Genomic DNA, 25,128 nt, shown 5'->3' on the forward strand with positions numbered 1-25,128 from the left:
CTGGCAAAGATTCTCATAAATAAGCGTTTGGCATATTGGGGAAAACACAGAAGTCAACTTAACATCAATGATCTTATTCATATTTCTCTTTTTAAATACAATACAGTGACTTTGAGACATAGGTCACATATTACAAGCAAAAAAAAAGAGATCAAGTAAGATCTCTTTTTTTTTTGCTTTATAAAAATATTTATTTAGGTTCGATCTTGACCAAATATTGTTTGACTGAAATATACGATGCAATAAAACCGAGTAACGTCGCAGCTGCAATTAAAATAGCGGCCTCTTCTATATTCAGCGCTGAAATTTGAAACTGTAGCTGATATAACCCCATTAAACTTACCACACCAGACTGCAACCATTGCACTAACACAAAAGTTAACAGCCAGGCTATAACACCACCTAATAAACCATACCAAGCGCCGGCATATAAAAATGGTCGTTGAATAAAGCTATTAGTTGCACCCACTAATTTAAATACTTCAATTTCCGCCCGTTGGTTTAATATATTTAAGCGGATGGTATTACTCACAATCAATAACACTGACAGCAATAATAAAATCGCAATAGCAATCACAACATCAACAGCAACAGATACAATAGCTTGGAGCTTTTCAATCCAATCAATATCCACTCTAACCAGATCAACCCCCTGCTCCCGCTTAAGTTTAGCAGCCAGTAATTTACTCCCAGCTGTATTCATCGCTTGCGCGACAGGCACAACAATTAACACGTCAGGCAATGGATTATCATCAAGATAATTGAGTGCCTTAGAGAAACCTGACATCTCCTTAAACTCTTCTAAAGCTTGGTGGGATGAGATATGCGTCACTGTTTCAATATCGCTATATAGCGCCAATTTATTGATTAAAACTTTTATGCGCTGCTCGGAAATATCTTTATTCAAAAACAAACTGATTTCCGATGCTTTATCCCACTGTCCGCTTACACGTTCAGTATTCTTATAGAGCACTTGAAAAACACTTGGTAATGATAAAGCGACACCTAAAACCATAATCGTCATAATAGTGGCAAAGGGAGTTTTCCATAATTCAGCGAAACTGCTAAAAATCTGCTGAAAATGTTGTTGGAAAACGGATGCCACGCGCCCAAAAAATGACACTTTAGTAATACGTGGAGAGCCTGATAATAGATTTTTGTCTGTATTTTGCTTAGCCATTGCGTTCTCTCATTAGTCCGTCATTGATCATTAGACCCTCTTTAAGGGTTAATGTGCGATAGCGCATTTTTGCAATCAAACCTAAATCATGCGTTGCAATTAACACTGACATGCCAAATTCATTAAGTGATTCAAATAAACTTAAAATCTCCAATGATAATTTAGGGTCAAGATTACCAGTAGGTTCATCAGCAAGCAGTAAAGGAGGTTGGTTGATAATCGCCCGTGCGATACCAACACGCTGTTGCTCACCACCAGAAAGGTGGATAGGCTCATAATTTTCTTTACCTGACAAACCAACTTTATCGAGCGCCACTAAACTGCGCCGCTTGATTTCATATTGATTATAACCTTCGATCAGCAGCGGCAGCCCAACATTTTCCAATACAGTTCGGTTCATTAATAGGCGGTGATCTTGAAAGATCATGCCAATATGACGACGCATATAAGGGATATCATTACCTTTAATATGGCTTATATCATTACCATTTAAGACAATTCGTCCTGTAGTCGGGCGTTCCATTAAGCTAATTAATCTTAATAACGTACTTTTACCGGATCCTGAATGGCCCGTTAAAAAAGCCATTTCACCTTGTTTTAAGTGAAAATCCACCTCTTTTAATGCGACAAAATCACCAGCATAAATTTTGCTGACCTCTTCAAATAAAATCATTATTCATTTTCACCTTGTTCTGAATCTTCCTCTTTCGAGAAAAGTGCATCAATAAATTCCTTGGCATTAAATTCTCGCAAATCATCAATACCTTCACCTGTCCCAATATAACGAATGGGTAATTTAAATTTATCAGCAATCGAGAAGATGATCCCCCCCTTTGCTGTTCCATCTAATTTGGTCAATGTGATCCCAGTTAAACCAACCGCTTGATCAAATAACTGCACTTGGCTAATGGCATTTTGCCCGGTACTGGCATCAATAGTAAGCATTATCTCGTGGGGTGCCGTAGCATCTTTTTTGCGCATAATGCGCACCACTTTACTTAACTCATTCATTAAATGATCTTTATTTTGCAAACGTCCGGCGGTATCTGCAATCAGAATATCAGCACCACGGGCTTTGGCAGCATCCATAGCATCAAACAACACAGATGCGCTGTCTGCCCCCATTTGCTGTGCAATAACGGGGATATTGTTACGCTCACCCCATACTTGTAATTGCTCGACAGCCGCAGCGCGGAAGGTATCACCCGCGGCCAACATTACAGACTTACCCTGCTGTTGGTACTTTTTAGCTAATTTCCCTATGGTGGTTGTTTTACCGACACCATTAACTCCGACCATTAAGATAATGTATGGAGATTTACTTTCATCAATAATTAAAGGTTGTTCCACCTCATGCAAAATATCAGAGAGATCCGCTTTTAATAAGCCATATAAGGCTTCAGCATCTTTAAGCTGCTTACGATCAGCCTGTTCAGTTAGTTTGTTAATTATTTTTAAGGTCGTATCGACACCGATATCGGCAACAATTAACTGCTCTTCTAACTCTTCAAAAAGCGCATCATCAATTTTTTTCCCTTTAAACAAAGAGAATAAACCACTGCCAATACTTAAACGGGTTTTAGTTAGACTTTGTTTAAAGCGCGCAAAAAAACCTAATGGCTTTACCTCTTTTTTAGATTGTAACTCTTCTGCTTGCTGCGTTTCTGCTGGTAACTTCTCAGATTGTAACTTTTCTGCTTTTAGCTTTGCTGTTTCTAGCTTTTCAGCTTCTAACTTTTCAGCTTCTAATTTTGCAGCTTCTAACTTTTCAGTTTCTAACTTTCCAGCTTCTAATTTTTCAGCTTCTAGCTTTTCCGACTGTAAATCGACATTTGCATCTTGATCATCAAACAGGGTGATTTCAACATCCTGATCTGTATTTTGCTCTGCTTCTTTTTTCAGCGCTTCTAGTAATGCGGCTTTTTCATCCTGCACTGTTTCCTGCGTTGATTTTTTTCCAAACCAGGAAAACTTACCTTTCTTCTTTTCCATTAATTAAAAACCTTACTCACAATCAAGTTGACCTGCTAAAATAGCAATCTCTTTTATAGCAGTATATTACCATCATATCGCCGGACTAAAAATTATATGGGTAGAAATCAGCAAGTTAAATCTCACGAAAAAAGCAGAAAATCGATCCCAAACGGGTTTATTCGCTTAATTTCTGGAAAATGGCGAGGTAAAAAATTGCCAGTTAAGGATAAAGAAGGTTTACGGCCAACAACAGATCGTACCAAAGAGACGTTATTTAATTGGTTAATGCACGATGTTCGTGATGCAAACTGCTTAGATTGCTTTAGCGGAAGTGGCAGTTTAGCCTTTGAAGCCTTATCGCGTTTTGCAAAAAATGCAACATTGTTAGAACGGAACAAACAAGTAGCCAAACAATTACGTGAAAATTTACAACTCTTAAAAGTGGACAATGCAAACGTTGTTGAAACAGATTCAATCAACTATTTACAACAAACGGCAGCACAGCAATTCGATATTGTTTTTATCGATCCGCCCTTTAATAAAGGTTTAGTGCAACCTTGCTGCATAGCGCTAGAGGAAAATAATTATTTGGCACCACAAGCATTAATTTATATCGAGATGGAAGCGCAATTATCCGATCTTCTCCTGCCCCAAAATTGGCAGCTGCTGAAAGAAAAAACTACAGGGCAAGTAGCTTACCAGCTCTATTTAAGAGGTTAATCATGAACTATTTTATAACATTTGCTAAGTTTTTAATGGTTATTATCTGGGCAGGATTACTCAGCAATCTTTTTTTTCCCTTCGTCGGGCAAGCCGCAATTGTATTTTATCTATTACTGGGATTTATCTGTTTTATCCATCTCATTCAGTTACTTGTTATTTATGGTGCATTTGCAGAGAAGCTTAAATTAACTAAATCGGAGGGGCTGCAAATTTTTATCTTTGGGGTGTTTAAACTTTGGCAGATAAGAGAACGTTTCGCATGAAGTTTACGTGGGTAAAGCCAGCCTCTAAAATTAATAACAGCTAAAAAACAACCTATAAATAAGATCTATTTTTAAAACTGCTTGAGTCTGAGTTGCACTTACTTTAAATGAAAAAGGGCGAATGCAATGATGCATTCGCCCTTTTATTAGTCTTAAAATTCATTCCCTTGAGAATTTTCACACCCTTGTGATTCCATGACAATCGCTAATCTAAGCTTTTCCCTTTTTTAATCCTTTAACCTGTCCTTGATCCCTGTTATCAAAAACTATTGAAACCGCTTCTATCCTGAAGGTATCCTTTAGCGCTCCGCGCATCTCCTTTCCAATCCTTTTGGAATTCCATAAGTCCATTTTAACAACCGGTTCTATTGTTCCCTTTCTTCCCAAAGGTTTCCTAATAACAGCTCCTAGCTTCATCCTTTTCCTAATCCTTTTGGAGTCCCTGATTCCTTGCTGCAACTAATTCTATTGCATGCACCTCATCCCGAGGGTATCCGTTTGTTGCGCTTACTTTATCTAAAGCGCATTCCCTGACTGTTTTCCGTAACAGCGCTTGCATCCTTTAACTTGTGAATAAGTATAAAGCCAGAATGCAAATTTGTTTCCTGCTCCCTTTGTTTTTTATTATCGTTATCTTACTTTTTGCGTGGAAATAAAAAACAAACAATAAAAATCAAACGGTTAAAACACACCTAATATTTCACAAGCGTTATCTCTAACAGATAAAACGCAAATTGCGCATCTGAAAATAGCAGATCTCTTACAGGTAATATTATGCTGCTGTATTACTTAACCGCTTTCATACGAGTCGCCATACTTCAGCTTGTAACTTGTAACTTGTAAGTTATTTTTACCTAGTTTAACCCTCATGACGTGGTTTGATGGATTCCCCCACTCGGCACTGCAGTTAAGATAATATACTTAATTGGAGAAATGGGATGACAACAGCAAAGAATTCAAGTTAGATGCAATATCGCTGATAGGCAAGGTTACAATAAAGCTAAAGCAACTCGGTAGCTCTGCATTCCCACGCAGAGCGTAAGCATATAAACCAGATGGGAGCCTGAACAGGAAAACCTTTATTATGTATGCCTTAACAAATTGTACAATCTACACAACACAATCGGTTCTCGCTGATCACTGCGTTGTTATAGAAAATGATAAAATAACGCAGATTAAACCAACCTCAGAATTGTCTACCAATATTAAGCAGATTGATCTCAATGGCGCAAATCTTTGCCCGGGTTTTACCGATCTACAACTAAATGGTTGTGGTGGCGTGATGTTTAATAACAGTATATCTGAGCAAACGCTTGCAATAATGCAAGCTGCCAATCTAAAGTCAGGCTGCACAAGTTACCTGCCGACGCTGATCACCTCATCAGATGAAGATATCAAAACGGCGCTGCAAGTAACTCGAAATTTCATTGATAAAACAGCGAATGAAGTATTAGGTCTGCATTTAGAAGGTCCCTTTTTAAGCTTAGAGAAAAAAGGGATCCACCGGCCTGAATTTATTCGTAAACCGGATCAGAAAATGATAGATCTTATCTGCGCCAATGCAGATATTGTTACCAAAGTGACCCTTGCGCCAGAAAATACGCCAGTCGAAATGATTAAACAACTTTGTGATGCAGCCATTGTCGTATCAATAGGCCATAGCAATGCAACTTATGCACAAGCAAAAATGGCCATTGATAACGGTGCAACTTTTGCGACGCATCTATTTAACGCAATGCGCCCTATTACAGGCAGAGAGCCTGGGATAATAGGTGCAATTTATGATAATGATATCTACGCAGGTATTATTGTTGATGGTTTCCATGTGGCTTATGAAAATGTGCGAATTTCTAAAAAAATCATGGGCGAAAAACTAATATTAGTCACGGATGCGACAGCGCCTGCCGGGGCAAAAATAGATCAATTTAATTTTGTTGGCACAACCGTTTATTACAAAAATGGCAAATGCTGCGACGCTGATGGCACACTGGGTGGCTCTGCAGTAACAATGATCGAGTCTATTAAGCAATGCGTTAAATTCGTCGGCATTGATCTGGCAGAAGCGATTCGTATGGCAACACTTTATCCCGCAAAAGCAATTTCAATGGATCATAAACTGGGCAGCATTGCAGCGGGAAAAATTGCAAACATCGCCATTTTCACAAATGATTATAAAGTAGCTGCAACCGTTGTTAATGGACACTACAAAATCAGCTAATAAATAACAGAAGATACGCGTTTAAATGGAACAAAAGTTCCATCTAAATGGCTTTAAGTTCAGTCTTAAACGAAAACTTAACCAATTACACTGCCTAACTGGAATATAGGTAGGTACATAGCGACGATCAAGCCACCAACCACAATCCCTAGAACCACCATAATCATAGGCTCGAGCAAGCTAGTTAAGGCATCAACAGCATCATCGACCTGCTGCTCGTAAATATCTGCAACCTTACTGAGCATTCCATCAAGATCGCCTGACTCTTCACCGATCATCACCATCTGTGAAACCATATCAGGGAAAACGGTTGTCGTTTTCATGGCCACGTTCATCTGCATCCCAGCCATCACCTCGGTACGGACATTTAAAATAGAGCTGCGGTAAACGTAATTTCCCGATGCCCCAGCTGCTGAGATAAGCGCGTCGACCAAAGGGATACCTGCAGCAAAAGTGGTGGAGAGAGTACGCGCAAAACGCGCTACAGCGGCTTTATCTAAAATAGTACTAATTACCGGGATTTTCAGAACAAATTTATCGGTATTATCGCGCACCTTCTGCGATTTCAAATGCGCCTTTTTAAACAATACAATAGCGGCGATCACCGCAGCAAGAATAATATACCAATAGGCCTGCACAGCATCGGAAATCGCTAATACAAACAGCGTAAATGCGGGGAGCTCGGCACCAAATCCGGCAAATATATCTTGGAACTGCGGGATAACAAACAGCAGTAACAGCATAGTAACCACCCCGGCAACGGCCAATACAGCGGCTGGATAAAACATCGCTTTTTTTATTTTTGATTTTAAGGCTTCCGATTTTTCTTTATAAATCGAGATGCGATCATAAATAGTTTCCAATGCGCCCGACTCTTCACCTGCATCCACCAAATCGCAATAGAGACCATCAAAATATTTAGGGTAACGGCGCAGGGTTTTTGAAAGCGGCGTACCAGTTGCCACTTCATTGGCAATGGCGGTCATAAGATTTCTTAACGGCGCTTTTTCATTACTTTTGGCAATAAGTTGTAAGCTTTGCACTAAGGGTACGCCTGCGCCAAGCATGGTTGCTATCTGCCGTGAAATAATAGCGATATCCATGGGCGAGATTTTATCGCCAAATGAGAACAGTGCTTTTGATTTTTTATTAATACGGGTAACATTAACGCCCTGCTTGCGCAATTCAACTTTTACTGCCGCAAGCGAGTCACCCTGTAACTCTCCAGAAACCTTGCCGCCCTTACGGTTAATACCTTTCCACTTAAAAGTATCAATAACGGTTGCTTTTGCTTTTTTCTTTGCAGCCATGCCTATTCCTTGATTATCCGGCGCGCGCGAGTGGCGGCACTGGGTATTATTTTAATTGTGCTACTTTACCCCCAGCCGGTCGTAAAGGTAACCGGGAGAACAAAAAACTTTGTACTGGCGCACAATGCTTATAAGTAAATGGCGCAGGCAAAATCTGTGCAGGGTGATAAGGCTAAGCGCTTGCATAAGGGAAAGCGAAGCTTACTTTGCAGTAAAAATCAAGTAACGCGCGTCACTTCTTTTAAACTGGTGATACCATCGATCGCTTTTTTAAATGCAGAATGGCGCAGCGTATCCATTCCCTCCGCTTCAGCCACATTGGCTATCTGCATCGCATTGCCCTCATTTAGTATAATATGGCCAATATTATCGGACATCACCATCACTTCATAAATACCGACACGCCCTTTATAGCCATCGGTACATTTATCGCAACCCACCGGCTTATACAAAGTTATTCCATCCGCTATCTGCTGATGATTAAAACCTATGGTATGCAGCTCCTGGTCGGTATAGGGATCAACTTCCTTACATTCATTGCACAGCCGGCGCGCCAGACGCTGCGCAATAATCAGCGACACAGAGGAGGCGATATTAAAGGCAGGCACTCCCATATTGAGCAGACGGGTTAAGGTTTCGGAGGCAGAATTGGTATGTAGAGTGGATAAAACCAAGTGCCCTGTTTGCGCCGCTTTAATGGCAATTTCTGCTGTTTCTAAATCACGAATCTCCCCTACCATCACGATATCGGGATCTTGACGTAAAAAAGAACGTAGTGCAGAAGCGAACGTCAGACCCGCCTTGGTATTGATCTGTACTTGGTTGATGCCGGTCAGATTGATCTCCACCGGATCTTCCGCAGTTGAGATATTGCGCTCAACCGTGTTTAAAATATTTAGCCCGGTATACAGCGAAACTGTTTTACCACTTCCCGTCGGGCCGGTGATTAAAATCATTCCCTGAGGTTTTTCAAGAGCATACAGATATTTTGCTTTCTGCTCTTCAGAATAGCCTAAGCGGTCGATATCCAGGCTGGCAGCTGAGGAGTCTAAAATACGCATCACCACTTTTTCGCCCCACATAGTCGGCAGGGTACTGACGCGCAGGTCAACACTACGTTTATTGGAAATGTTAAGTTTAATACGGCCATCTTGCGGCAAACGGCGCTCGGCAATATCCAGTTTGGACATTACTTTTAAGCGCGCTGAAAAACGGTTGGCTAAATTAACCGGCGGGGTAGCAACCTCATGGAGAATACCATCGACACGAAAACGCACACGGTATTTTTTTTCATAGGGTTCAAAATGGAGATCGGAAGCGCCCTTGCGCACTGCATCAATTAAGATGCTGTTAATATATTTAACAATCGGCGCATCATCATCTTTGCCGCCTTGTGCCTCATCAAGACGAGAATCGCCCTCATCGACCTCAATGTCATCGATATCGCCCATCTCACCTAGAGATGAAACATCATCTTCTAAGAGGGTTTCAATCGCTTTATTAAGGTACTTCTCCTCCACCAATAACGCTTCGGTGTGCATGGAAAAACTAAAACCAAAATCCTCCAGTGCGGAGACATTGGTGGGATCGGACATAGCGATATAGAGGGTTTTTTGCTGCGCATAAACGGGCAGCGCATGATGCTTCTCTATTAGTTTCGGATTGATAAATTTATCGGGAATATTATCCAGATGGAGGGTTTCAGAATCTAATAGAGGAATACCATATTCAGCTTCGCAAAACTGTGCCAGCGCTAAGCTTTCAATAAAATCATGCTCCACAAGGTAACTAACCAAGGACTTTTTTTCATTAGCCGCGGCTGTGGTTATATGTTGGAGTTTAGCTAGGGGAAGTAAACCGCGAGCGGCCAGGCTTGAAGCCAGGCCGCTAATATTATGGGTTGTCATTAGGTATTAACAAAGACCTGCAGCAGTACATGTGCCTGCAGATGAAGCGGCCCAAGTTACTTGTCCACTACTGTAGGTACCACGGAGAATATAAGTATAGTCCGTACTACTGATACCACGCGATTCTGCAGTTATTACCGCTTGAGATGAACTAGTAGAAATTTCAACAGATTTAACATATTGACCTGATTGACCTAGGTCATTAACACCATTATTTCCATCAGTCACACAATTAGTCAATCCTGAATTTATTTGAGCACAAATTTCAACAGCAGACTTCATTGGTGACGTAGCTAAAACTACTTCTGTATACTTCGCTTTTTCTGTATAAGTATTATAAGCAGGCAATGCCACTGCTGCTAGAATACCGATAATCGCGATAACGATTAACAGCTCGATTAATGTAAAACCATTTTGTACTTTTTTCATCTCTTTATTCCTTACTGTCTATTTTAAATTGGCTTAATTTAATACTCTTTCCTTAGAGGATGCGAGTGAAAATGATTAAGCAGTTTATATCATGTAACTTTGTAGTAACTTAAGTATTTTAAGTAATTTAACTTAATCTCACCTAAAGGAGCCCTCGCTCATTTAAGTAACATTAAGTCGAGTGTGAAAGGTCACAGCGCACCTTAAAAACTAACTCCTACTTAGTTTAGCCCATTACAGAACAAAATAATGATCTGCAATAAAGACGTAAACTAAACAAGTGTCTGCTCTTGCGGCGGGTGAAAGCAACCTTGCGTGTCAATATCATCTCAAAAACCCTGCAAGCAAACAAGGTGCTACTAGTAAGTATTTGAGCTGGATCTATATTAGTTATCTATTTATCATGGTTTCATAAAAAAACGGTTGATTATCAGTCGCTTTTTGTACAAACCATTCGCAACTGTAATTTTATTTTTCCACTAAACTGCAGGCGGCAAAAGAAAAATAGCCTATAAAATGGGGTGATCTGCTAGATAATGAGCTAAGTAGAAAAGGGGGGATTAAAAACAAGCGAGATTAAGAGGGGTAATATCCAACAATCACCTACACGAGAGAGAGAGATTATACGTTGTCAAATTGAGATCCCGCCCCCACGCATCGCGCAGGAACGGATAACCTTGTTCCCATAACCTCGTTCCCATGCCCGCGTGGGAATGCTTTTTAAAACAGGGCAGAATTAAGCCACAGATGGGTAAAGATACTAGCGACATAACCGAGCGCAATAACAGGCGTCCATCTGATATGCGCGGCAAAAGTATAAATACCACGCGCCTGGCCCATTAATGCGACCCCCGCTGCCGATCCGATAGACAACATACTGCCGCCGACACCGGCCGTTAATGTCACTAATAACCACTGACCCGTGCTCATATCCGGCTGCATGCTCAGCACTGCAAACATAACCGGAATATTATCGACAATAGCAGACAACAGCCCCACTGTGACATTGGCATAGGTCGGATCCCATTGCGTGTACATCGCTTCTGAAATCATACCAAGATAACCGATGAAACCTAAACCACCGACACAAAGCACCACGCCGTAGAAGAACAGTAATGTATCCCATTCCGCTTTGGCCACTTTAGTAAAGATATCAAACACCGCACCGTCACCTAAATAACGCAGACGTTCGTGCTCAACGGTATCATTGGTATTAGCAATCGCGCCGCTGTAGTAGCTTTTATGCGTTTTACGCAGGAAGAAGGCGAAGAACTGCAATATTCCCAGGCCGGTCATCATACCTAATACCGGAGGCATGCCTAAAACTGAATGACCTAACACAGCAAATGCGATGGTGATTAAAAACAGCATAACAATACGTTTTGCGCCACGCTTCATATGCACCACTTCACCGTCGCTTTGGGCGACCTCTTTGGAGACAAAGAAGCTCATAATAATCGCTGGCACTAAGAAGTTAACTACAGCGGGGATAAATAAGGAGAAGAAAGTGCCAAATTGGACCATCCCTTTTTGCCATACCATTAAGGTGGTGATATCTCCAAATGGGCTAAATGCGCCCCCGGCATTAGCGGCAACAACGATATTGATACAGGCAAGTGCGATAAATTTACTATTTTTGCCGCCCACTTTCATCACAATGGCGCACATCAAAAGCGCAGTTGTTAAGTTATCCGCGATTGGTGAGATAAAGAAAGCAAGGATACCGGTTAACCAGAAAATATAGCGTAGAGTAAACCCTTTATTTACCATCCATGCCCGCAGCGCATTAAATAGCTGACGCTCCTCCATCGCATTAATATAAGTCATTGCGACTAACAAGAAGAAAAATAGCTCAGAGTACTCGAGTAAATTATGACGAAACGCAGCCTCTGCATCGTGACTCATACCGTGCTGAGAATAATAGAAACCTATCATCGCCCAGATAATGCCCGCAGCAACTAAAACGGGTTTAGATTTGCGTAGATGGATAACATCTTCAAGCATTACCAGGCAATAAGCGACAGCGAAAAACATAAGCGCTGCATAACCTATACCATGTGAGGTCAGGTCCATTGTTTCAGCGCTACTTGCAAGCAAACTCGGCGAAAATAAAACGGCGATAAGTGTCAGCAAAACACCTAACGGTTTAGTTTTTTGTAACATCTCATTATTCCTTCAAGAAAATAAACGGGGGTAAATCCGCGCGATTTTAGCATAGAATATTGGTATAAAACAGAATAAAAGAGAGGTCAATCACAAAGCGTGAGAGTGATAACTGACTGTTTTATAGCGGCTCTAACAGCGGTTTGCTTAATATCTCCAGCACTTTGCTGAAATGATTTGCTCAGCAGTCATTTCGCGTAACTATCAGGCGCATTGCTGTGTACAAGTACCATTGATTGAATACCCACGCGAAAGAGCGCTCAAAATATAACAGCAGATAGCTTATACGGCTTTTGGGGATACAAAAAAGCTCCGACAAAATAGCCAGAGCTTTATTTTTTTACTTGTTTAGCTAAGCGTTAAACTTAAACGTTAGCAAAAAGTAAATAATTACAGGTAGATACGTCCGCCGAATGCCCAGACGTTATTGTCTGATGCGTAATCATTACCTAAATCAACCTGGTAAGCCGCGTAAGCAACCACATTTGGTAAGAAGTTATATTCAACTTGCAGCGCTGAAGTGCTAGATAGCGTGCCTTGACCATCATCATCATTTTCAACATTTTCATAGTTAACACTTACGTTTAAACTATTGGCAAAAGCGTAGGCTAATAATAGCTCTGTTGCAGTTGAGTCAGCAGCTGTAGGACCTGTTCCGAAGAAAGAGTTGATATTTTCATTTTCTGCATATACACCAGCTGCGTATAAACCACTGCCGTAACTGCCGTAGCTTAATGATACAAGGCTAGATGTAGTTTCAACATTAGCAACATCACCCGCGCTGTAAGCTGCATTTGCAGAGAAATCCATTACTTTATATGTCAGTGCAGCTTGTCCGCGAGTATCATACTCGTCATGCTCACCCTGCCAAGCTAGACCAAAGCTAAGTGCGCCTGCGTTACCAAGGTCAAAACCATTGCGGTAACTAACCATTTTTTCAGCACGTGCAGTACCTAGATTATAGTGATCTTCATATAAAAAATCATCGGCAAAAGCAAGAGGCATATCTGCAACGCCAGCTGCATCATAGAATGGCGCCCATTGCGTACCCACAACAGCACGACCCAAAGAGTCATGAGTCAGTCCAAGGTAACCCAGACGCGTTGATAATGTGTTTTCACCACCGTCTAAGAAATTTAAACCCCATTCAGCTTTTGCATCAGCAACAAAACCGTTACCAAGATCACGCGTTGCTACAATATTAATACGCGGAGATACAGAATTTACTTCAGTATTACCGTTATCTGATCCAGTTAAACCGGCTGATAGATGGCCACCTAAAGCAAATGTATTTCCTTCAACATTGTATAGTTCAACCGCTGAAGCTGCATTTGCAAGTAATAAAGCGGGAATTGCTGCTGCTAGTAATGTCTTTTTCATAATAATCTTCAATCCTTGTATTAATGATAAATTCAAAATTATTTTGAACTTTAATCGATTTATAATGCCAGTGATTTGACACTAGCAAAAAAAAATTCAGATAGGAATATAAAAAATCAAAATAGTCAGTAAAAATGACATTTTTTACAACAAACACTCTTTTTTATTAACAAAAAATACAAATTACTCACATTCAGTTTACATTTATATTGAGTTTTCACTACTTCAACAAAACAAGTCAAGCTACAAATAATATAAATGTTTAATCGATCTGCTTGACAGCCCAACTAATAAATTCTTTTTGGGTTTCTGCATCTGCTTGCTCCCACCAATGGTGCAGCATTTTCTGAGGGGTGGTTTCCTTGTCATCATCTCTCTTTATCGCTGTTTCCAATAATGCAATAGTTTGCAGGTTATCTTCTTTCTTTTTAATCATGTTTCCCAAAACGCCCCGCGAGTCTATTTTAGCCTGATGCATTGTATAGCTGGCGAGATCGCCCTGTTCATTTTTTACATTGATCTGCGGATCTTTTATAAACGCTTTTGCATCCGATAAACTCTTTATCTTATATCTGCTACTGATTTGGTAATTTTCCCCCTCTTCCGCTACTAAAGAGATAATAATCGGCTCTGATATCACCCGTGTTGAACCGTTACCGATATCATCCCTCACAGTGTTTTTATATAACAGCGCTATTTTATGCGCACCGGGTGCAACTGTTAAACGGGTCTTTTTACTAAACAGTGAGTTTTCAACCTCGTTACCGTTTAGTGCAATAAACTCAAACTCTTTAGGAATTGACAAGGTACCTGCACAAGCACTTATACTAATAAAGAGTGATAATATAACTGTAATACTTTTTTTCATTATTTTGACCTATAGGTATTAATAAATAAATATAAATCCAAGCCACCTCAAGATGCTGAAATCTACATTTTGCAGTAGCTTGGTATAGAAAAAGTGATAGAAAATCACAATAAGATTAAAGCTGCTTAGAAACTGATTGGTTTACGCGGTTTACTTGCTTTTAATCTGTTTTTTGCTTGAAAACCTGCTGCATCCTCTTTTTTTTCAGCCCTTTTCTCAGGTGAGGTTTTTTTAGGTGAAGGGTTTTCAGGCGTAGAATTAATTGCCTTGGCTTGATGGCTGTCAGCCTCTTCGACAAACTCATATTGCTCTGTTTCACCTTTTAAAGCGATTTGAAAGTGCTGCTCGTTAAAACTGACCAGATCGCCCGCATAGATTTTTTTACGCTTACGTGTTTCAATTTCGCCATTAAGGTACACATAACCCTCGCTAATAACCTGTTTCGCTTCGCCACCACCCGATACCAGATTTTCAATCTTTAATATTTTATATAGCTCAATAGGCTCTTGGTTAATCTCTACCAAAGTGGCATAAACAGCCTGCTCTTCTGCAAATTCACTCTCTGACATACACACTCTCACTTTGTATAAACTACTTGCAGGTTAAACTGTGATCCCAATCTTTCCAGACCACTTCATAACCTTGCGCTTTAACTAATTCGGCCATCTCGGCTGGCGAACGCTGATCAGAAATTTCAAACTGCTCCAACGCTTTTTCAGACTCTTGTGCATAACCACCGGGCTGCGTACTTGAACCTGCACTTAAGGAGGTGATCCCTAAGGGTAAAATATGATCTCTAAAATGCGCTGATTCGCGCGTTGAAAGTGACAACTCCACTTCCGGACTAAACAAACGGTAAGCACAGATCAGCTGTACGAGCTGTTTATCATCCATCACCGATTTGATCTCCATCCCTCCCGCACAAGGGCGCAAGCGTGGAAAAGAGATAGTATAACGGCTTTGCCAATATTTTTTCTCTAAATAATTGAGATGGGCGGCGACATAGAAACAATCGGTACGCCACTCTTCCAGGCCGATTAAACAGCCCAACCCCATTTTATGGATGCCCGCTTCACCCAGCCTATCATGGGTGTTTAAACGATAAACAAAGTCAGCCTTTTTGCCCTTAAGATGATGCTGCGCATAGGTAACCGGGTTATAGGTCTCTTGATATACCAATACCGCGTCCACACCATAATCGATAAGTATCTCATATTCACGCTGATCTAAAGGCTGTATCTCAATACTGATATGAGAGAAATGGGTTTTGATAACAGGCAGCGCCTGTTTGAAATATTCAACCCCGACTTTGCGCTCAGACTCGCCGGTCACTAATAAAATATGGTCAAACCCCATCTTTTTTATGGCCAAACATTCATTTTCGATCTGCTGCATATCCAAGGTAGTACGGCGAATCGCATTATGCATTGAAAAGCCGCAATAGGTGCAGATATTACTGCACATATTGGACAGGTACAGAGGGATATAAAACTGCTGGGTTTTACCAAATCGCTGCAGGGTGAGCTGTTGAGATTTCTGCGCCATCTGCTCTAAAAAAGGCTCCGCAGCGGGCGAGATTAACGCTTTAAAATCTTCTAAATCTAAACGTGATTTCGACAATGCGCGTTGTACATCAACGGCGTTTTTAGCATAAATCGAAAGACGAACATCATCCCATTGATAATTTTTTATCTGCTCACTAAAACTCATCTTTTTACTACCCCCCATTTAGGCACGCTCCTGCGTCATTCCGGCCTCTAAAAAGGCGGTCAGCGGACTTGATCCGACCGCGTAATTAGATTGCCCGGCCAGCCCGGCAAGATATGCCTGACGTCCCGCCTGAACAGCCAAGGCAAAAGCCGCGCTCATGGCAACGGGGTTGCCCGCAACCGCTATTGCCGTATTGACCAGCACCGCATCTGCCCCCATCTCCATCGCCAACGCGGCATGAGAAGGACTACCGATACCGGCATCAACAATTACAGGGATATTCGCCTGTTCGATAATAATTTCTAAAAATTGCGCAGTTACAATCCCTTTATTTGAGCCGATTGGCGCGCCCAATGGCATCACCGCAGCGCAACCTGCCGCTTCTAAATGTTTGCATAAAACCGGATCGGCATGCACATAAGGCAGCACCACAAACCCCTCTTTCGCTAAAAATTCAGCGGCTTTTAATGTTTCAATGGGATCCGGCAGCAGATATTTAGGATCGGGATGTATTTCTAATTTAATCCAATTAGTCTGCAGTGCCTCACGGGCGAGTTGCGCCGCAAATATCGCTTCTTTTGCATTGCGCGCACCGGATGTATTGGGCAATAGATTCATGCCATTTTTTATCAGCGGCGCCAGAATATCATCCTCTTTTTTTTGCATATCAATGCGTTTCAACGCCATGGTCACTAGCTGTGATTTAGAGGCCTGTAGTGCCTTGAGCATCGTGCGCTGATCGTTGAATTTCCCGGTTCCGGTAAACAAACGTGATGTGAATATTTTGTCGGCAATCAGCAACTGATCGTGACTTATTATTTCGTTACTTACTGTTTCATTGGATAACATATTTAGCCTCCCGCTATAGCTTGGAAAAGGGAGATTTTATCTCCGTCACAAAGTTTATATTCAGCCCATTGGCTGCGCCTGATAACATTCTGATTGACAGCCAGAGCTGTGCCGTTAAGCGGTTTATCTAAGCTTTTAAGCAAGGCTTCTACCGTACAATTTTGTGCAATTTCAAGCTCGCTATCATTTACTATTACATTCATATTTTTTATCCGCATACGCTGCATTGGGGATCTTTAGTTATCTTAAAGGTTTGCCAGTCAAGGCTTTTACCATCAAAGAGTTTCAATCTATTTTTTATACCAGAGGGCAAACCGACAATATATTTAATAGCTTCAAGTGCCTGCAGTGTGCCAATAGTGCCAACAACAGGACCAATTACACCTGAATTACTGCAGTTTAATGTTTGCTCTTTCTGATCAGGGAATAAACAATGATAACAAGCGGCATCTGGGTGTCCGTGTTCAAAAAACATCAATTGCCCTTCAAAACGGATAGCGGCCCCAACAATAAGGGGAACACGCGCTTGCACGCAGGCGGCGTTAATCATCTGCCGGCTGGCCATATTATCCGTGCAGTCGAGCACCAGATTAACCATCATCAACTCCATCTGCAGTTGCGATGCTTCCATCTCTACATTAATAGTGCGCACCCGAATCTCTGGATTAATCTGTGCTATCCTGTTTTTCATTAACTCAACTTTCGATGCGCCAATGTCGGCAGTTTGGTAACCTATTTGCCGTTGTAAATTGCTTTTTTCGAGAGTGTCAAAATCGGCAATAACTAGCGAGCCAACACCCGCTGCAGCTAAATAGAGAGCAGCAGGCGATCCCAAACCGCCCATGCCGATAATCAGCACTTTGCCATTTTTAAGTTTTTCCTGCCCCGCTTCGCCCACATCATCCAACAACAGATGCGGGCTATAACGTAATATTTCAGATTCAGTTAGCATGGTTCACCTTCATAAAAGTCACTTAATTCCCATTCTACACAGCATGAAAAACAGGTGAAATTATTGCATTATCTGCTTAAACGCCTCAATTACTGCCTCTGGATCATCGCTAAGCGTTATTGCCGTCACCACAGCAATACTGCCGACACCCGTTTGCCACACAGCAGGACCACGCTGCAGGCTAATTCCCCCGATAGCAACGGTGGGAATATCTGTTAGCAACTGCGCGTATTTTGCCAGACGCGTCAATCCCTGCGGATCCGATGGCATCTCTTTGGTTTGTGTTGCAAAAATATGCCCCAGCGCGATATAACTGGGCCTTAACTGCTTGGCGCGCAGCATCTCATAATAACCGTGCGTGCTCAGACCCAAACGCAACCCCGCATCGGCAATCATGGGCAGATCGGCAAGTTCCATATCTTCTTGGCCCAGATGCACGCCGTAGGCCTGATGTTTAATGGCCAGTTGCCAGTAATCATTGATAAATAAACGCGCCTGATATTTTTTACCCAGCGCAATCGCCGCAATAATCTGCGCTTCAACTTGCCCCGGCTGTTTATCTTTAATACGCAGCTGCAGGGTTTTGACGCCCAGCTTAAGCATTTTCTCAATTAACGAAACACTCTCTAAAACAGGGTAAAGCCCAAGCTGTAAGGTGCCGCAAGAGGTAAACCCTTCACCAGCTTCCAATCGGCCGGCAAGATCCAACTCATAGCCTATTTTTGATTCAGGTAAGACCACCTCTGGAAAATCTTCTTTATTGGTCGGCCAACCTAAATGGGCTATTGCCCCTTCCCCGCTGCCAAGCTGCCGCGCAGCTTTTAATCCCTGGTTAAGGTAGGCTTTGGCTATCACTAATGCATCTTCAATCACATAATCAAGCGCCATAGCCGCGCCAATAGCACTAGCTAAGGTGCAACCGCTGCCGTGGCTATGCACATTCACTAAGCGCTCACTGCTCAGTGCTATTTCACGCTGGCCATCAGTCCAGTAATCAAGCGATATTTTATCCACCAGCTCAAAATGCCCCCCTTTAATCAGCACACTTTTACAGCCCATGGCGATCAGTTTTTGCGCAGCGGGCTTTAATGACTCGCCGCTGATTAAAGCATGGCCCGACAACGCCAGTACTTCATTGGCATTGGGTGTTATCAGATCAATATGCGGCAGCAATTTTGCTTTAATAATATCAACAATGCCCACTTCGGCCATATTTTCCCCTGTTGATGCCAGCACAACCGGATCGTAAATAACAAATGGCGGGGTAGGCCAACGCTGTTCAAATTCAGCCAATTTTTCAGCCAGAATGAGCACATGGTCGACGCTGGCGATAAGACCAATTTTAATAACTTTTGCAGGCAGATCTTCCGCTAAACGGTCGATCTGCTCACTGAACATCTTGGCCGACACGCTCTCCACCAAACTCACGGTTAACGAATTTTGTGCTGTTATAGCGCTAATCACACTGCAACCATCTGCGCCTAGCGCTTGAAAGGTATGGAGATCCGCCTGGATCCCCGCACCCGCGCTGCTATCAGAGCCCGCAATTGTCCATATAATATGACTCATATTAAACCTTATCTGCTTTTAAAATGGGCTGGTAAATTTCAGCGCCCGAGGCATTAAATTCTTTGGCTTTAGCGACCATCCCCTGCTCTGCGGTCATCGTGATCGTCTCATCTAAAATCTTAATTGAGATCTCGCCTGAATCTAGTTTTGCAGTAAAATCACGCACATCCTGGGTGATCTTCATTGAACAGAATTTAGGCCCGCACATTGAACAGAAATGCGCAACTTTGCCTGAATCTTGTGGCAGTGTTTCATCGTGATATTCACGCGCAGTGACAGGATCTAACCCGAGATTAAACTGATCATCCCAGCGAAATTCAAAACGTGATTTAGACAGCGCATTATCACGGATTTGCGCGCCGGGATGCCCTTTTGCTAAATCGGCCGCATGCGCCGCAATCTTATAGGTAATTAAACCAACTTTTACATCATCCTTATTGGGCAGCCCTAAATGCTCTTTAGGCGTGACGTAACAAAGCATAGCGCAGCCGTACCAGCCGATTTGCGCTGCGCCAATTCCCGAAGTGATATGATCGTAACCTGGCGCAATATCTGTGGTCAGCGGCCCCAAGGTATAAAAAGGCGCTTCAAAACAGTCGCTAAGCTGCTTATCCATATTATCCTTGATCATCTGCATGGGGATATGACCGGGACCTTCAATAATCACCTGCACATCATATTCCCAGGCAACTTTTGTCAGCTCACCCAAAATCTCCAACTCAGAAAATTGCGCCTGATCGTTCGCATCCGCAATCGAGCCTGGACGCAGCCCGTCACCTAATGAGAGTGCGACATCGTACTGCTGGCAGATTTCACAGATTTCACGGAAGTACTGATAGGCGAAGTTTTCTTTATGGTAAGTCAGACACCATTTCGCCATGATTGATCCGCCGCGGGAAACGATACCCGTTACGCGTTTTGCCGTCATCGGCACAAAACGCAGTAATACGCCGGCATGAATAGTAAAGTAATCCACCCCCTGCTCCGCCTGCTCAATTAAGGTGTCACGGAACAGTTCCCAGGTTAAGTCTTCAACCACACCCTTTACTTTTTCTAATGCCTGGTAAATTGGCACAGTACCGATTGGCACTGGCGAATTACGCAGGATCCATTCACGCGTTTCATGAATATTTCGCCCCGTTGACAGATCCATAACCGTATCGCCGCCCCATAAAGTCGACCAGACCAGTTTTTCAACCTCTTCTTCGATTGACGAGCTCACCGATGAGTTACCAATATTGGAGTTAACTTTTACAAGAAAGTTACGCCCGATAATCATCGGCTCTAATTCAGGGTGGTTAATATTTGAGGGGATGATGGCGCGCCCTGCCGCTACTTCTTGACGGACAAACTCAGGGGTAATTTTCGCCTGCAGATTTGCGCCAAAACTGTTCCCTGCATGCTGGAAATGCAATGCTGCACATTTTACGCGATCCCGGCCCATATTTTCGCGAATCGCGATATATTCCATTTCCGGTGTGATAATACCCTGGCGTGCATAATGCATTTGCGTAACACATTTACCTTTTTTAGCCCGCAGTGGTTTCGGCAGATTAGCAAAGCGCAGTTCATCTAATGAATTATCGGCAAAACGCGCCTTGGCAAAATCAGAACTCAGATCGTCTAATGTTTCCACATCGTCACGTGCATCTATCCATGGCAAACGCAATTTGGCCAGACCCGCATGGACATCTATTTTACTTTTAGGATCGGTATAAGGGCCGGAGGTATCATAAACGGGAATCGGCTCATTTTTTTCAAATACCGGTTTTTCTTCTGTATCACCGATAAAAGTACCTGTTTGGTGAATTTGACGCATCGCAACTTTAATGGGGTGAATTTCACCATCAATAAATATTTTTGTCGAATTGGGGTATGACTCGTTATTCAAGTTTTGAATATAGTCTTGCGCTGCTTGGCGACATTCTTTACGCGATAAGCCGTTACGGCTGGTTGTTTTTAAATTTGAATTAACTTGATTAGACATAGCATTCTTTACCTTAATAGTTATAAGAGTGCTTGCCGAAAAGACTGTGGAAAGTATAAAGATCACTAGATAGAAGTGTCTTCACCTTGTTCCCTTCGCAGGCATTACCCCAATCAGGTTCCACGGATTCCACGTTATTGAGAGATCAATTTCTAAATAACGTAGTCTCAGCCCGAAGGCGCTCCGACAAGATTTAAGCAGTATAGAAGAAAAGAAGGGGAAGTTAAATAGAATATACCCGTTACACATTCAACCCTAGCGTGATATCACTTTTCTGGCTCTTGGATTTGGTAGAGCCTCTGATGTTCAGAGCAGACAGTTTCGCAGTCACAGCTTTTATCTATGCCCACACTTGCCAGCCCACCGCAACTTCCCTGCAGCCCTTTGCGGCCAAAAATAACGCCCACTGCCATCGCAATAATAACCACGACAAAGACAAAAAAGGTAATAATAAATTCCATATTGATTCCTTATAGCTAATCCACTAAATCGATGATCTATTTAGTGGATTTAGTATTATTAATGGCTTGAGCAACAACCCGAGTTTTTCTTTACGCCTTGATCCGGACTGGTTAAGGAGTGCTTTTGCAGGCGCGCTGCAGTTAATAACTCTTGAGAAGAATGGCGTGTATTTCCCTGCTCTACTTTAAATCCCGCATCCAGTAATCTGCCCAGTGTCTTCTCCCCTATTTTTCTAACAATAACCACATCACATGCCATTTTTTGTAATAGATCCACTAATAAGCGTTTAGCGGAGCAGCCAGAAACACCTAATATAGGGTTTTTATAAACAGCGATTACCTCTTGCTGCTCATTATAAAAAGTAAAGATCTCTGCTTTTGAAAAATGATGCGCGAGCTGTTGATCGGTTGTTGCAATTGCATAAATCATTTTTATTCCTTAAAGGTTACTTACCCTAATCGCAACGCATCACCATTGACTAATGCCGATGTTATTTTTTTGCGACCACTTTTTAATATATTGGCAAATGTCTGCCGTGAAACACGCATCTGCTGCGCACTATCTTGTTGAGAGAGTCCCTCAAGATCAGCTAAACGAACCGCTTCAAACTCATCCGATTCTATTTTTATCTGCACCAGCTCAGATGCGGGTACACCATTGGGTTTAAACAGACTGAATTTGGCGCAGTGATCGCTGCAAATATGACGCTTTATTTTAGGACGCATGTGATACTCAATTATAGGTAGGAAAATACTTTAGCTTAATTATTAGCATATGCCAATAACTATTTTGAAATTTAGAGTGATGAACAGTGCAGCGCACTGATCTGTTGCGCAATAAAAAAAGCCCCCACTACTTTCGTAGTGAAGGCTGATAAGCGCTCAAGAGCAGGTGGCTATTTACCTGCGCGGATAAATCCTCCCAGCCCTTTACCGTCTAAGTAGCCAGCAAAAATAGCGCGAATTTCAGCGCCATTATTGGCCCTTAATGCTTGCTCAATGCATTCTGCTAATTCATAACGGGGCAGCGCATTAATAAGGTATTTTATCTTACCCATATTCGTTGCATTCATACTTAAGCGGTTATAACCCATTCCCAATAAAATCAATGCACCAATCGGATCCCCGGCCAGCTCACCACAGATGCTGACTTCTAAATCGCAGCGTCGACAGTTATCCATAATCAGTTTTAAAGCGTGTAAAACGGCGGGGTGATAACTATCAAAAAGAGAAGCAACACGACTATTATTTCTATCCACAGCAAGCAGATATTGAATTAAGTCATTACTGCCAATTGAGATAAAATCAACGATTTCAGATAATTGCGGAATGATGAAAATGGATGCGGGTACCTCAACCATCACGCCAATATCAGGTAGTGGAAATGCTTCTGAGGTTAATCCAGATTCCTGTTTAACCTCTTCCCAAGCCTGAATAATCAGCCGCTTAGCTTCAATAACCTCTTCTATGGCACTAATCATAGGCAGCATAATACGCAGATTATGGTGTTCTAGATTGGCTGTTAACATCGATCTTATCTGTACTAAAAATATTTCCGGATGATCCAATGTTAAGCGAATGCCGCGCCAGCCAAGAAATGGGTTTTCTTCCACAATAGGGAAATAACTCAGTGGCTTGTCACCACCAATATCAAGCGTGCGCATAGTAACTGGAAGTGGCGCATACTGATTTAATAAGGCCTGATATGATTCTGTCTGCTCTTGCTCGGTAGGAAATGAATTGCTGAGCATAAAAGGTAATTCACTGCGGTATAAGCCAATACCCTCAAAATGGCCCGTCACAGCAGCATGTTGATTAGCATTTAAACCGGTGTTGAGCATAATTGATATTTTATGCCCATCAAGGGTAACAGCTTCTTTATACTCTCCCAACTCAACTAATTTTTTAAGTTCGTTCTCTTCATCTAATAACAGCTGATAATGAGTTAATAACCCTTGCTCAGGAAATAAAATAGCCGACCCCGCATAACCATCAATAATTAATGTTTTTTTATCTATATTGTCTAACGGCAGTGGTATCCCCATAACAGCGGGGATCCCGAGTGCACGCGCCAAAATAGCAACGTGAGAGTTTGCCGCGCCACGCACAGATACAATCCCCTGCAAATTATCGGTGGGGATACTTGCCAGCATTGATAGTGTGACTTCTGAGGCCACCAAAATCAGCTTCTCAGGTAACACAATATTTTCCTCTACCTGCTGAGTGAGGTGATATAGCAGACGCTGTGCAACATCTCTTATCTCTACGGCCCGCTCGCTTAAATAACTATCACTCATCGCTTCAAACTGCTTGATATAGGTCTCTGCAACCACTTTTATGGCACTTGAGGCGGTAACCTGGTGATCATTAATTTGTCCGCGAATCGCATTTAAAAATGTTTTATCTTTTAATACATGTGAATAAATATCAAACAGGGCAAACGCATCTTTTGATACTTGCCCTTTTAAGGTTAGTGCCAGATCTGAAAATTCATCACTGCACTTTTTAACAATCATCTCAAACAGTAAAATATCTTTGCAGGTTGAATGACTCTTTTCAATGTGCACTTCCGCTAAGGTTAAAACAGGACGGACAACATAAGCCGTTGCGATAGCAATACCAGAGCTGGCGGGACTGCCTTGCAGGTGAATTGAACGACTTGGCTGCGCTGACTGAGCAAGCTCTAGACGTAATCCTGAATTACCCAGCACGCTGGCTAAATGCATCGCCAATGTCACCAGAAAAGATTCTTCTACTTCACTAAATAAACGCGGTGTTTTTTGCTGAACAACTAATACGCCCAGCACTCGGCGCTTGTGGATAATGGGCGTACCCAAAAAAGAGTTAAAACGCTCTTCTTGAGCGCCATGCAGATATTGATAACGAGGATGCTGACTAATATTAGCAAGATTTAACGGCTCGCCTTTTTCATGAATAAGGCCAACAATACCTTCTCCAAATTTAAGGTGCGTTCTACCAACGGCTCGTTTAGCGAGACCTTTACTGGCGATTAAATTAAGCTGCGCACGAGCCTGATCGGTTATATAAATAGAGCAACAATCCACTTTCATAGTTGCTTGGGTTTGCTGCACCAGCACATTCATCGCAGCCGTTAAACTTTTTGCATCTCCAACCTGCTCTACAATATGACGTAACTGACTTAACATACACAATCCTTGAGTGAG

24 protein-coding genes and 1 riboswitch are annotated in these 25,128 nt (G+C 42.1%); of the genes, 3 read left to right on the top strand and 21 right to left on the bottom strand.

Annotation, left to right across the window (positions count from 1 at the left end; translation table 11 throughout):
• Positions 1-190 precede the first annotated feature (190 nt).
• From ftsX to ftsY, 3 genes are read right to left on the bottom strand one after another with little or no spacing between them, the layout of a single operon-like run.
• Complete coding sequence (gene ftsX, locus ACJAT7_RS00005; protein WP_415224741.1) at positions 191-1,180, bottom strand: permease-like cell division protein FtsX; 990 nt, start codon at positions 1,178-1,180, stop codon at positions 191-193.
• Positions 1,173-1,853, bottom strand: a complete 681-nt coding sequence (gene ftsE, locus ACJAT7_RS00010) for a cell division ATP-binding protein FtsE (protein WP_415224742.1) — start codon at positions 1,851-1,853, stop codon at positions 1,173-1,175. The genes ftsX and ftsE overlap by 8 nt, the downstream gene beginning before the upstream one ends.
• Positions 1,853-3,172 (bottom strand): signal recognition particle-docking protein FtsY, encoded by a 1,320-nt coding sequence (gene ftsY / locus ACJAT7_RS00015; protein WP_415224743.1) that lies wholly within the window; start codon positions 3,170-3,172, stop codon positions 1,853-1,855. The genes ftsE and ftsY overlap by 1 nt, the downstream gene beginning before the upstream one ends.
• 96 nt (positions 3,173-3,268) lie before the next feature.
• On the opposite strand from ftsY, the gene rsmD reads away from it, so the two are divergent.
• A complete protein-coding gene (rsmD, locus tag ACJAT7_RS00020; protein ID WP_415224744.1) occupies positions 3,269-3,874 on the top strand; it encodes a 16S rRNA (guanine(966)-N(2))-methyltransferase RsmD in 606 nt (201 codons plus the stop codon).
• Between the two features lie 2 nt (positions 3,875-3,876).
• Complete coding sequence (locus ACJAT7_RS00025; protein ID WP_415224745.1) at positions 3,877-4,140, top strand: DUF1145 domain-containing protein; 264 nt, start codon at positions 3,877-3,879, stop codon at positions 4,138-4,140.
• A gap of 210 nt (positions 4,141-4,350) precedes the next feature.
• Here ACJAT7_RS00025 and ACJAT7_RS00030 read toward each other — a convergent pair whose 3' ends face one another.
• A complete protein-coding gene (locus ACJAT7_RS00030; protein WP_415224746.1) occupies positions 4,351-4,557 on the bottom strand; it encodes a hypothetical protein in 207 nt (68 codons plus the stop codon).
• Between the two features lie 667 nt (positions 4,558-5,224).
• Between ACJAT7_RS00030 and nagA the strand changes: the two genes are divergently transcribed.
• Positions 5,225-6,358, top strand: a complete 1,134-nt coding sequence (gene nagA, locus ACJAT7_RS00035; RefSeq protein ID WP_415224747.1) for an N-acetylglucosamine-6-phosphate deacetylase — start codon at positions 5,225-5,227, stop codon at positions 6,356-6,358.
• 77 nt (positions 6,359-6,435) lie between these two features.
• On the opposite strand, the gene ACJAT7_RS00040 is transcribed toward nagA, so the two are convergent.
• The 17 genes from ACJAT7_RS00040 to ptsP all read right to left on the bottom strand — a co-directional run bounded on the left by ACJAT7_RS00040 (position 6,436) and on the right by ptsP (position 25,110).
• Entirely contained in the window at positions 6,436-7,668 is a 1,233-nt protein-coding gene (locus tag ACJAT7_RS00040) for a type II secretion system F family protein (RefSeq protein ID WP_415224748.1), read from the bottom strand.
• 218 nt (positions 7,669-7,886) lie between these two features.
• Positions 7,887-9,575 carry a type IV-A pilus assembly ATPase PilB gene (gene pilB / locus ACJAT7_RS00045; protein ID WP_415224749.1) on the bottom strand — a complete coding sequence of 563 codons (1,689 nt, stop codon included), beginning with the start codon at positions 9,573-9,575 and terminating at the stop codon, positions 7,887-7,889.
• A gap of 6 nt (positions 9,576-9,581) precedes the next feature.
• A complete protein-coding gene (locus tag ACJAT7_RS00050) occupies positions 9,582-10,004 on the bottom strand; it encodes a pilin (protein WP_415224750.1) in 423 nt (140 codons plus the stop codon).
• A 720-nt stretch (positions 10,005-10,724) separates the two neighbouring features.
• Entirely contained in the window at positions 10,725-12,167 is a 1,443-nt protein-coding gene (nhaD, locus tag ACJAT7_RS00055; protein WP_415224751.1) for a sodium:proton antiporter NhaD, read from the bottom strand.
• A gap of 390 nt (positions 12,168-12,557) precedes the next feature.
• Entirely contained in the window at positions 12,558-13,547 is a 990-nt protein-coding gene (locus tag ACJAT7_RS00060) for a porin (protein WP_415224752.1), read from the bottom strand.
• 262 nt (positions 13,548-13,809) lie between these two features.
• Positions 13,810-14,415 (bottom strand): DUF2057 family protein, encoded by a 606-nt coding sequence (locus ACJAT7_RS00065; RefSeq protein ID WP_415224753.1) that lies wholly within the window; start codon positions 14,413-14,415, stop codon positions 13,810-13,812.
• A gap of 125 nt (positions 14,416-14,540) precedes the next feature.
• Positions 14,541-14,984 (bottom strand): RNA-binding S4 domain-containing protein, encoded by a 444-nt coding sequence (locus tag ACJAT7_RS00070; RefSeq protein WP_415224754.1) that lies wholly within the window; start codon positions 14,982-14,984, stop codon positions 14,541-14,543.
• A 22-nt stretch (positions 14,985-15,006) separates the two neighbouring features.
• A complete protein-coding gene (thiH, locus tag ACJAT7_RS00075) occupies positions 15,007-16,125 on the bottom strand; it encodes a 2-iminoacetate synthase ThiH (protein ID WP_415224863.1) in 1,119 nt (372 codons plus the stop codon).
• Positions 16,126-16,143: 18 nt separating this feature from the next.
• On the bottom strand, positions 16,144-16,974 hold the full coding sequence (locus tag ACJAT7_RS00080) for a thiazole synthase (RefSeq protein WP_415224755.1): 831 nt from the start codon (positions 16,972-16,974) through the stop codon (positions 16,144-16,146).
• Between the two features lie 2 nt (positions 16,975-16,976).
• Entirely contained in the window at positions 16,977-17,177 is a 201-nt protein-coding gene (thiS, locus tag ACJAT7_RS00085; protein ID WP_415224756.1) for a sulfur carrier protein ThiS, read from the bottom strand.
• A 5-nt stretch (positions 17,178-17,182) separates the two neighbouring features.
• The gene (locus ACJAT7_RS00090) at positions 17,183-17,926 is read right to left on the bottom strand and encodes a HesA/MoeB/ThiF family protein (RefSeq protein WP_415224757.1); all 744 of its coding nucleotides are present in this window, start codon (positions 17,924-17,926) and stop codon (positions 17,183-17,185) included.
• A gap of 60 nt (positions 17,927-17,986) precedes the next feature.
• A complete protein-coding gene (gene thiE, locus ACJAT7_RS00095; RefSeq protein WP_415224758.1) occupies positions 17,987-19,495 on the bottom strand; it encodes a thiamine phosphate synthase in 1,509 nt (502 codons plus the stop codon).
• 1 nt (position 19,496) lies between these two features.
• On the bottom strand, positions 19,497-21,482 hold the full coding sequence (thiC, locus tag ACJAT7_RS00100) for a phosphomethylpyrimidine synthase ThiC (RefSeq protein ID WP_415224759.1): 1,986 nt from the start codon (positions 21,480-21,482) through the stop codon (positions 19,497-19,499).
• 73 nt (positions 21,483-21,555) lie between these two features.
• Positions 21,556-21,678, bottom strand: a riboswitch (TPP riboswitch).
• A 70-nt stretch (positions 21,679-21,748) separates the two neighbouring features.
• Positions 21,749-21,943 carry a (Na+)-NQR maturation NqrM gene (gene nqrM / locus ACJAT7_RS00105; protein ID WP_415224760.1) on the bottom strand — a complete coding sequence of 65 codons (195 nt, stop codon included), beginning with the start codon at positions 21,941-21,943 and terminating at the stop codon, positions 21,749-21,751.
• Between the two features lie 58 nt (positions 21,944-22,001).
• Complete coding sequence (locus tag ACJAT7_RS00110; protein ID WP_415224761.1) at positions 22,002-22,373, bottom strand: NifB/NifX family molybdenum-iron cluster-binding protein; 372 nt, start codon at positions 22,371-22,373, stop codon at positions 22,002-22,004.
• A gap of 20 nt (positions 22,374-22,393) precedes the next feature.
• Positions 22,394-22,669 (bottom strand): DUF134 domain-containing protein, encoded by a 276-nt coding sequence (locus tag ACJAT7_RS00115; RefSeq protein ID WP_415224762.1) that lies wholly within the window; start codon positions 22,667-22,669, stop codon positions 22,394-22,396.
• A gap of 170 nt (positions 22,670-22,839) precedes the next feature.
• Positions 22,840-25,110: a phosphoenolpyruvate--protein phosphotransferase gene (gene ptsP, locus ACJAT7_RS00120; RefSeq protein WP_415224763.1), complete on the bottom strand. Its 2,271-nt coding sequence runs from the start codon at positions 25,108-25,110 to the stop codon at positions 22,840-22,842.
• Positions 25,111-25,128 lie beyond the last annotated feature (18 nt).

Origin of the sequence: Psychromonas sp. (assembly GCF_047632995.1) — a bacterium.
In the GTDB taxonomy this organism is placed as follows: domain Bacteria; phylum Pseudomonadota; class Gammaproteobacteria; order Enterobacterales; family Psychromonadaceae; genus Psychromonas.

What these genes read in the sequence shown, in the direction of transcription:
- ACJAT7_RS00070 (WP_415224754.1), bottom strand. Translation starts at nt 14,984, where the DNA reads ATGTCAGAGAGTGAATTTGCAGAAGAGCAGGCTGTTTATGCCACTTTG.
- ACJAT7_RS00115 (WP_415224762.1), bottom strand. Translation starts at nt 22,669, where the DNA reads ATGCGTCCTAAAATAAAGCGTCATATTTGCAGCGATCACTGCGCCAAA.
- thiS (WP_415224756.1), bottom strand. Translation starts at nt 17,177, where the DNA reads ATGAATGTAATAGTAAATGATAGCGAGCTTGAAATTGCACAAAATTGT.
- ACJAT7_RS00080 (WP_415224755.1), bottom strand. Translation starts at nt 16,974, where the DNA reads ATGTTATCCAATGAAACAGTAAGTAACGAAATAATAAGTCACGATCAG.
- ACJAT7_RS00030 (WP_415224746.1), bottom strand. Translation starts at nt 4,557, where the DNA reads ATGAAGCTAGGAGCTGTTATTAGGAAACCTTTGGGAAGAAAGGGAACA.
- ACJAT7_RS00060 (WP_415224752.1), bottom strand. Translation starts at nt 13,547, where the DNA reads ATGAAAAAGACATTACTAGCAGCAGCAATTCCCGCTTTATTACTTGCA.
- thiH (WP_415224863.1), bottom strand. Translation starts at nt 16,125, where the DNA reads ATGAGTTTTAGTGAGCAGATAAAAAATTATCAATGGGATGATGTTCGT.
- ftsX (WP_415224741.1), bottom strand. Translation starts at nt 1,180, where the DNA reads ATGGCTAAGCAAAATACAGACAAAAATCTATTATCAGGCTCTCCACGT.
- ACJAT7_RS00090 (WP_415224757.1), bottom strand. Translation starts at nt 17,926, where the DNA reads ATGCTAACTGAATCTGAAATATTACGTTATAGCCCGCATCTGTTGTTG.
- thiE (WP_415224758.1), bottom strand. Translation starts at nt 19,495, where the DNA reads ATGAGTCATATTATATGGACAATTGCGGGCTCTGATAGCAGCGCGGGT.
- ACJAT7_RS00040 (WP_415224748.1), bottom strand. Translation starts at nt 7,668, where the DNA reads ATGGCTGCAAAGAAAAAAGCAAAAGCAACCGTTATTGATACTTTTAAG.
- pilB (WP_415224749.1), bottom strand. Translation starts at nt 9,575, where the DNA reads ATGACAACCCATAATATTAGCGGCCTGGCTTCAAGCCTGGCCGCTCGC.
- nhaD (WP_415224751.1), bottom strand. Translation starts at nt 12,167, where the DNA reads ATGTTACAAAAAACTAAACCGTTAGGTGTTTTGCTGACACTTATCGCC.
- nagA (WP_415224747.1), top strand. Translation starts at nt 5,225, where the DNA reads ATGTATGCCTTAACAAATTGTACAATCTACACAACACAATCGGTTCTC.
- ACJAT7_RS00050 (WP_415224750.1), bottom strand. Translation starts at nt 10,004, where the DNA reads ATGAAAAAAGTACAAAATGGTTTTACATTAATCGAGCTGTTAATCGTT.
- ACJAT7_RS00025 (WP_415224745.1), top strand. Translation starts at nt 3,877, where the DNA reads ATGAACTATTTTATAACATTTGCTAAGTTTTTAATGGTTATTATCTGG.
- nqrM (WP_415224760.1), bottom strand. Translation starts at nt 21,943, where the DNA reads ATGGAATTTATTATTACCTTTTTTGTCTTTGTCGTGGTTATTATTGCG.
- thiC (WP_415224759.1), bottom strand. Translation starts at nt 21,482, where the DNA reads ATGTCTAATCAAGTTAATTCAAATTTAAAAACAACCAGCCGTAACGGC.
- rsmD (WP_415224744.1), top strand. Translation starts at nt 3,269, where the DNA reads ATGGGTAGAAATCAGCAAGTTAAATCTCACGAAAAAAGCAGAAAATCG.
- ACJAT7_RS00065 (WP_415224753.1), bottom strand. Translation starts at nt 14,415, where the DNA reads ATGAAAAAAAGTATTACAGTTATATTATCACTCTTTATTAGTATAAGT.
- ftsE (WP_415224742.1), bottom strand. Translation starts at nt 1,853, where the DNA reads ATGATTTTATTTGAAGAGGTCAGCAAAATTTATGCTGGTGATTTTGTC.
- ACJAT7_RS00110 (WP_415224761.1), bottom strand. Translation starts at nt 22,373, where the DNA reads ATGATTTATGCAATTGCAACAACCGATCAACAGCTCGCGCATCATTTT.
- ftsY (WP_415224743.1), bottom strand. Translation starts at nt 3,172, where the DNA reads ATGGAAAAGAAGAAAGGTAAGTTTTCCTGGTTTGGAAAAAAATCAACG.
- ptsP (WP_415224763.1), bottom strand. Translation starts at nt 25,110, where the DNA reads ATGTTAAGTCAGTTACGTCATATTGTAGAGCAGGTTGGAGATGCAAAA.